Annotated in this window: 8 protein-coding genes; 7 read left to right on the top strand and 1 reads right to left on the bottom strand. The window is 52.8% G+C overall.

The annotated features are described in order from the left end of the window. From ACML7B_RS10260 to ACML7B_RS10245, 4 genes are all read left to right on the top strand, one after another. The coding region (locus ACML7B_RS10260; RefSeq protein ID WP_418541107.1) for a deoxyribonuclease IV at window positions 1-375 on the top strand (375 nt) is incomplete at its 5' end. A 96-nt stretch (window positions 376-471) separates the two neighbouring features. Continuing rightward, complete coding sequence (locus ACML7B_RS10255) at window positions 472-1707, top strand: LCP family protein (RefSeq protein ID WP_418541106.1); 1236 nt, start codon at window positions 472-474, stop codon at window positions 1705-1707. 17 nt (window positions 1708-1724) lie between these two features. Further along, a complete protein-coding gene (gene rfbB, locus ACML7B_RS10250; RefSeq protein ID WP_418541105.1) occupies window positions 1725-2711 on the top strand; it encodes a dTDP-glucose 4,6-dehydratase in 987 nt (328 codons plus the stop codon). A 12-nt stretch (window positions 2712-2723) separates the two neighbouring features. Continuing rightward, window positions 2724-3632: a nucleotidyltransferase family protein gene (locus tag ACML7B_RS10245; RefSeq protein ID WP_418541104.1), complete on the top strand. Its 909-nt coding sequence runs from the start codon at window positions 2724-2726 to the stop codon at window positions 3630-3632. 117 nt (window positions 3633-3749) lie between these two features. Here the strand turns inward: ACML7B_RS10245 and ACML7B_RS10240 are convergent, their stop codons facing one another. Beyond that, window positions 3750-4097, bottom strand: coding sequence for a sporulation initiation factor Spo0A C-terminal domain-containing protein (locus ACML7B_RS10240; protein ID WP_418541103.1), 348 nt, complete (start codon window positions 4095-4097; stop codon window positions 3750-3752). A 361-nt stretch (window positions 4098-4458) separates the two neighbouring features. On the opposite strand from ACML7B_RS10240, the gene ACML7B_RS10235 reads away from it, so the two are divergent. The 3 genes from ACML7B_RS10235 to ACML7B_RS10225 all read left to right on the top strand — a co-directional run. Then, window positions 4459-5358, top strand: coding sequence for a nucleotidyltransferase family protein (locus ACML7B_RS10235; protein WP_418541102.1), 900 nt, complete (start codon window positions 4459-4461; stop codon window positions 5356-5358). A 183-nt stretch (window positions 5359-5541) separates the two neighbouring features. Beyond that, a complete protein-coding gene (gene wecB, locus ACML7B_RS10230; RefSeq protein ID WP_418541101.1) occupies window positions 5542-6672 on the top strand; it encodes a non-hydrolyzing UDP-N-acetylglucosamine 2-epimerase in 1131 nt (376 codons plus the stop codon). 55 nt (window positions 6673-6727) lie between these two features. Then, a partial coding sequence (locus ACML7B_RS10225; RefSeq protein ID WP_418541099.1) for a WecB/TagA/CpsF family glycosyltransferase occupies window positions 6728-7172 on the top strand: 445 nt, incomplete at its 3' end.

Here is a 7172-nt window from a genome sequence, read left to right as displayed (position 1 = left end):
GAAGAACTGTGGGCTATCCGGGACGGGGCTGCACATCCGGAGCGGATCGGGATCTGCCTGGATACCTGCCATGTATTTGCGGCGGGGTATGATATCGTCCATGACCTGGATGGTGTGCTGCAGGAATTTGATGAGATCCTGGGGCTTAAACTTCTCAAGGCGGTCCATCTCAATGACAGCATGATGCCCTTTGGTTCCCGCAAAGACCGCCATGCCGTCACCGGTGAGGGAGAGATCGGCATGGAGGCGCTGATGCAGATCGTTGCACATCCCCGGTTGAGACATCTTCCTTTTTATCTGGAGACACCTCTGGACGATGCGGGCCACAAGGCCGAAATTGCGCGGATCCGTCAAAAAGGGACAGGGTATTTTTAATCTGGGACGTGGTATTTTCGAAAATACCACGTCCCCACTTGCGAAACTTCGACAAAATGGGGTATACTCTCATCATACAGAGAAAGGATAACTACCATGGAGTACCGGGATCAGTTAAAATACATTAAATCGCATCCGATGGAGGGCGGGAAGGCCCCAGGGAACGGGAGAAGACGGCGTAACAGCCGGAAGCGGGACAGGCAGCCGGCGAAGGCGGGGGGCTTCAATAAGATCCTCTGGATGGTCCAGCTGGCGGCCTCGCTTTTTCTTCTGGGCGCCATGCTGATCCTTGGGATTTTGCCATTGAAATACATGCTGGGTCTGGCGGGGATCCTGCTTTTCTTCCTGCTTCTGGTTACCTTCCGGCAGAGGCGGGCCATGAAGCGCAGGGGGAAGAAAGGCGGCGGCCGGCTTTTGTCGCTGGCGGCCAGCGCCCTTTTCATCGTGCTGGGGCTCTACACTCTGAAGGTGAACGCGGCCCTGGACACCATCGCCACGGGGGAAGAGAGCGGGGCTTATCAGGCGGAACACGCTCTGCCGGTGACGGTGCAGCCCTTTAACGTGTATATCAGCGGCATCGACGTGTACGGAGATATCACCCAGAACAGCAGAAGTGATGTGAACCTGATCGCTACTATCAACCCCAGGACTCACAAGATCCTTTTGACCACCACGCCCCGGGACTACTACATCCAGATCCCGGGCGTGTCGGAAGGCCAGAACGACAAGCTGACCCATGCGGGGATCTACGGCATCGACACCTCCATCGCCACCCTGGAAAATCTCTACGACACGGAGATCCCCTTCTATGTGCGGGTGAATTTTACCTCCGTGGAGGAGATCGTGGATGTGATGGGCGGCGTGGACGTGGAGTCGGAAGTGGCGTTCACCACAGGGAAAGCCGCCGGAGCCATTGTGGAAGTAAAAGAAGGGAAGAATCATTTCAACGGCAAGGAGGCGCTGGCCTTTGTGCGGGAGCGGAAAGCATTTATCTCCGGGGACAACCAGCGGGGGAAGAATCAGCAGGCGCTTCTGACCGGACTGATCAAGAAGGCCATGTCCCCCATGATCCTTTTCCGGGCAAATGGAATGATCAACAGTGTCACCGGAAATGCGGAGACCAACATGTCGGAAGCTCAGATCAAATCCCTGATCCGCATGCAGCTTGACGATATGGAGGGATGGGAGATCGAATCCGTGGCGGCCACCGGGGACGACAGCACCAAACAGCCCTGCTATTCCTACAGCGGTGGCCCGCTGTATGTGACGATCCCCAACTGGGGCTCGGTCAGCGAGATCCAGGGAAAGATCCGGGAGACCCTGGGAGAATAGAGAAGGAAAGAGACAGTATGACGACAATCCTGGTAACCGGCGGAGCCGGGTTTATCGGCTCCAATTTCATAGACTGGATCCACAGGACCCGGGAAGACATCTGCGTGGTCAACTTAGACAAGCTGACTTATGCGGGGGATCCGGCGAACCTGGAGGGCATCTGTCGGGGATCCGCCTATCACTTTGTGCAGGGAGACATCTGCGATGCGCCCGTGGTGGAGGGAATCTTCCGGGAGTATGATATTGACGCAGTGTTCCACTTCGCGGCGGAAAGTCATGTGGACCGCAGTATCCGGGATTCCGCCGTGTTCGTGCGCACCAACGTGCTGGGAACCCAGACCCTCCTGGAGGCGGCCCGGCAGGCGTGGGAGCGGGAGGATGACAGCTTCCGGCCAGGGAAGCGGTTCCTCTATGTGTCCACCGATGAAGTCTACGGATCCCTTGAGGCGGACGAGGCTCCTTCCCGGGAGACTTCTTTCTGCCGCCCCAACAATCCCTACGCTGCAAGCAAGGCGGCCGGCGACCTGCTGGTATCCTCTTATATCCACACTTATGGATTTCCGGCAAATGTCACGCACTGCGGCAACAATTACGGCCCCAGGCAGCACCGGGAGAAGTTTCTCCCCACGGTGATCCGGAACCTTCTTGAGGGAAAGGAGATCCCGGTCTATGGAGACGGCAGGAATATCCGGGACTGGATCTATGTGGAGGATCATGTGCGGGCCCTGGAAATGATCTGGGAAAAGGGAAAGCCTGGAGAAATCTACAATATCGGCGCCTCCTGTGAGCGGCAGAATCTGGAGATGATCCGGGAAGTGCGCCAGGTTATGGAAGAAGAGGGGATCTTGCTTCCTTCCGGCGGCAGGATCACATTCGTGGAGGACCGGAAGGGCCATGACAGGCGGTATGCCCTGGATGCCGGGAAAGTCCGGCAGCTTGGCTGGCGGCCGAAGACCGGGTTAAGAGAAGGGCTCCAGAATACGGTAGAATGGTATTTAAAATAAGGAGATTCAATTATGGGAAAAGCGACTCTGGTAGTGATGGCGGCGGGCATCGGAAGCCGCTACGGGGGAATCAAACAACTGGCTCAGGTGGGGCCAAAAGGAGAGATGATCCTGGACTATGCAGTCCAGGACGCCATGGAAGCAGGATTCGACAAAGTAGTGTTCGTGATCCGTAAGGACCTGGAAGAGATCTTCAGAGAGAAGATCGGCCGGCGGGTGGAACCGCTGGTGGAGACGGTCTATGTGTACCAGGAGATCCAGGACGTGCCCGGGCAGTATCAGGAGAAGGCCGGGAACCGGAAGAAACCCTGGGGGACCGGACAGGCGGTGCTCTGCTGCAGGGACGTGGTTGCAGAACCCTTCCTGGTGATCAACTCCGACGACTATTATGGAAAAGAAGCCTACCGGGAGGCTTACGCCTGCCTGACCCGGGAGAAGGAAGAGAAAGGCATTTCCGGGGACGGGAAGCTGGATTTGTGCATGGTAGGCTTTGTGCTGGGAAATACTTTAAGCGAGAACGGCGGCGTGACCCGCGGGATATGCGACGTGACTCCGGAGGGCTTCCTCCAGGATATCACAGAGACCCGCCATATCGTGAAGACAGAGGAGGGGGCTGCGGTGGAGACAGACGAGGGCCTGCAGCCGGTGAATGCAAGCCATCCGGTCTCCATGAACATGTGGGGGCTGACCCCGGAGATCTTTCCTATCCTGGAAGCGGGATTTGACCGGTTCCTGGATCAGGCGGAAGAAGACGGAGGAACCGGGGAATATCTGCTCCCGGATATCATTGACAGCCTGCTTAGGGCAGGCAAGGTCCGGGTAAAGGTGCTGTGGTCCCACGAGCAGTGGCTGGGCGTGACCTACCAGGAGGACAAGGCCTGGGTGGAACGGGCGCTGCAGAAGATCCGGCAGGACGGGTAATCAGACAGGCTATTTCTTTGAGATAATATAAGAGGCTGTGACGTAGGAATGTCACAGCCTCTTACTGCTTTCTGACCGGGAATCAGCGGTCGATCCAGAAGAACTGGGATTTGAGAATTAGAACGGGAGATCTTTTGCTCCCTGAGAGATGAGATAATGATAGAGAATGTCGAGGAATTCACTGTTGGTCGGTTTGACCGGCAGCTCATATCTGGCGATCTGGAAGAGAAACGCCCTGTTCCCGTGGTAGTAGCAGCTGCCGATGGCAGTGCGGATACAGTGCTCCACATTGGCGCCGGAAGTATCGAAGTGTTCCGCCACGGTCGGGTAAAGAGTACTGCTGACGCTGAGCAGGTAGTTTTCATCTTCCAGGCAGAGCAAAAGAGCGTAGACAAGGAAGTGAAAACCACGGTAGGTGGAGTGGATCCCAAGTGTCAGAAGCAATTCGCGAATACGTCTGGACATAGTAACGCCCCCTTTTTCTTTAGTATAACCTTTCAAAATATAATATGGAAAAATATGGAAGACAAAAATTAGAAATATTTTGACAAAAATCGACATAAAAAGGAAAAAATCGGAAGAGGAACAGAGACGAAGTATCTATGAATATGACAAAAAGAAAGCATATCCAGCAGAAGGAGAGGTGGTTCATGTGGAAGACCACAAGGCCCATGACAGGCGTTAAAAAGCAGTTATAAAGTATGTTTACTATGAACTTAAAGGTTTCTTTAAGTTTAAGTTAGAGTTTTGTGATAAAGCTTGTAGGAACCCGGAGGAGGAGTTATACTTTTATAAGTTTTGATAGCATAGATAAGGAGAATAAACAATGGGGAAGGCAACACTGGTTGTGATGGCAGCGGGGATTGGAAGCCGTTATGGCGGAATTAAGCAGTTGGCACAGGTCGGGCCTAATGGAGAAGTGATCGTGGACTATGCGATTCAGGATGCAATGGAAGCCGGGTTTGATAAAGTAGTATTTGTGATCCGCAGAGATTTGGAAGAAACATTTAAAGAACGGATTGGCAGACGTATTGAACAGCAGGTTGAGACTGTATATGTATATCAGGAAATCCAGGATGTGGCGGAAAAGTATCTGGAGAAAGCCAAAGTCAGACAAAAGCCCTGGGGAACAGGGCAAGCGGTTTTGTGCTGCAAAGATGTTGTGGCAGAACCGTTTCTGGTAGTTAACTCTGATGATTACTACGGAAAAGAAGCTTACCAGAAGGCTTATGCTTATCTGACCCGTGAGCAGGAGAGTAAAAAAACTATTGGCGATGTGAGACTGGATTTCTGCATGGTAGGATTTGTCTTAGGTAATACTTTAAGCGAAAATGGAGGTGTAACCCGAGGTATATGTGACGTTGATTCAAAGGGATTCCTGTCAGATATTATTGAAACCCATCATATTATGAAGACTCCGGAAGGGGCTGCGGTGGAGACTGGAGAAGGTTTGCAGGATATTGATACAGGGCGACCGGTATCCATGAATATGTGGGGATTGACTCCTGAGATATTCCCTGTTTTAGAAAAAGGTTTTGAAGATTTTCTAGATCGAGTGCGAGAAAATGAAGGGAAACAGGAGTATCTGCTTCCGGATATTATTGGCATTCTGTTGCGGGCAGGAAAGGCACGGGTGAAGGTACTGTGGTCTCATGATCAGTGGTTTGGCGTGACCTATCAGGAAGATAAAACCTGGGTAGAAAAGGCGTTGCGCAGCCTTCGATAAAGAGAAAAAAGATTCAGAGACAACCATTGAAAAATATGTGTTTCGCATATTTTTCAATGGTTGTTTTTATATTATGGTGGATTTTTTAACGATTATTTAACTAAGCACTAAAGTCGATTTGATGAACATTTTTGGTAAAAGTTTATAATAGAAACGTAAAAATGATTACAGGAAGGTGAGGACATGATCAAGGTGATGAGTATCTTCGGAACCCGGCCGGAAGCGATCAAGATGGCTCCGGTCATTCAGGAGATGAACCGACACAGGCAGGAGATTCAAAGTGTGATATGTGTAACAGCCCAGCACAGAGAGATGCTGGATTCCGTTCTGGAAACATTCCAGATCGTTCCGGACTATGATCTGAACATTATGAAGCGGGGTCAGACTCTTGAGGCAGTGACCGGAAGGATTTTGGAAGGGCTGGGAGAGATTCTGGACAGAGAGGAACCGGATCTTGTGCTTGTCCACGGAGATACCACAACCACTTTCGCCTCGGCTCTGTCCGCGTTCTATCACAGAATTCCGGTGGGACATGTGGAGGCAGGGCTTCGGACCTACGACCTCTACGCGCCTTATCCGGAGGAAGCCAACCGGCAGATGGTGGGCAATCTGGCGGAACTGCATTTTACCCCAACTATGCGGAGCCTGAAGAACCTTCTTCAGGAGAATAAGAATCCGGAGCATATTTTTGTGACCGGGAATACTGCCATCGACGCTCTGCAGACTACGGTGAAGGAAACCTATGACAATCCTGTCCTTGCGTGGGCCGGTGACAGCAGGATCCTTCTTCTTACCGCCCACAGAAGAGAGAACTGGGGTGCGCCCCTTCGCAGGGTCTTTACGGCAGTGAACCGGATCACAGACCGGTATCCGGACGTGCGGGTGATCTATCCCTGCCACATGAATCCCACGGTGCGCGGCTTGGCGGAAGAAATGTTTGCCGGAAATGAACATGTACGCCTGATCGATCCTCTGGAAGTGACAGATTTCCATAATATGATCAAGAAATCCTACCTGGTGCTGACAGACAGCGGCGGGATCCAGGAGGAAGGGCCAAGCCTGGGGAAACCGGTGCTGGTGGTAAGGGAGACTACGGAACGCCCGGAAGGTGTGGAGGCAGGGACCCTGAAACTGGTAGGGACATCCACGGAAAATATCTTCCGTGAGGTAAGCCGTCTTCTGGACGACGAGGAAGCGTACGGACAGATGAGCAGGGCGGAGAATCCCTACGGAGACGGACATGCCAGCGAACGGATCGTGGGAGCGATCCTGCGATATTTCCAGAATAAAGAAACCCAGCGTATACCGGCCTAAAGTAAAGGAGCAAATGGCTATGAGAAATATCAGCGTATTAGGAGTTCCCCTGTCAATGATGAGAAAAGAAGAGATGCTGACGGCTATGGGAGAAGCGATCCGTTTGGGTGATCAGCTCTCTGTGGTAGCCATCAATGCAAGGAAAGTGGTCCGGGCGGTCCGGGAACCGCAGATGAGACACTTAATCCTTGGGTTCGACCTGTTTCTGGCGGACGGGTCTGCAGTGGTAAAGGCAGCAGACTATACGGTGGAGCGGATCACAGGCATCGACCTGATGGAAGAGATCTGCAGACATTCCCGGGAGCTGGGGGCCAGGGTATTCTTCTACGGAGCGGCGGAAGACAGTAACCTGGGCGCACAGAAGACTCTGAAGGAGCGATACCCGGATCTGGAGATCGCAGGCTACTGCAACGGGTATGAAGACCAGAACGTCCTGGAGAAGATCCGCGCATCCAGAGCAAACGTAATATTTGTGGCTAAAGGGACTCCGCTCCAGGAAC

The sequence above is a fragment of the Massilistercora timonensis genome (genome assembly GCF_048354975.1).
Taxonomy (GTDB): Bacteria; Bacillota; Clostridia; order Lachnospirales; family Lachnospiraceae; genus Massilistercora; species Massilistercora timonensis.
The sequence above is the reverse complement of the archived record's forward strand: the minus strand, read 5'-3'. Positions and strand labels throughout refer to the sequence as shown.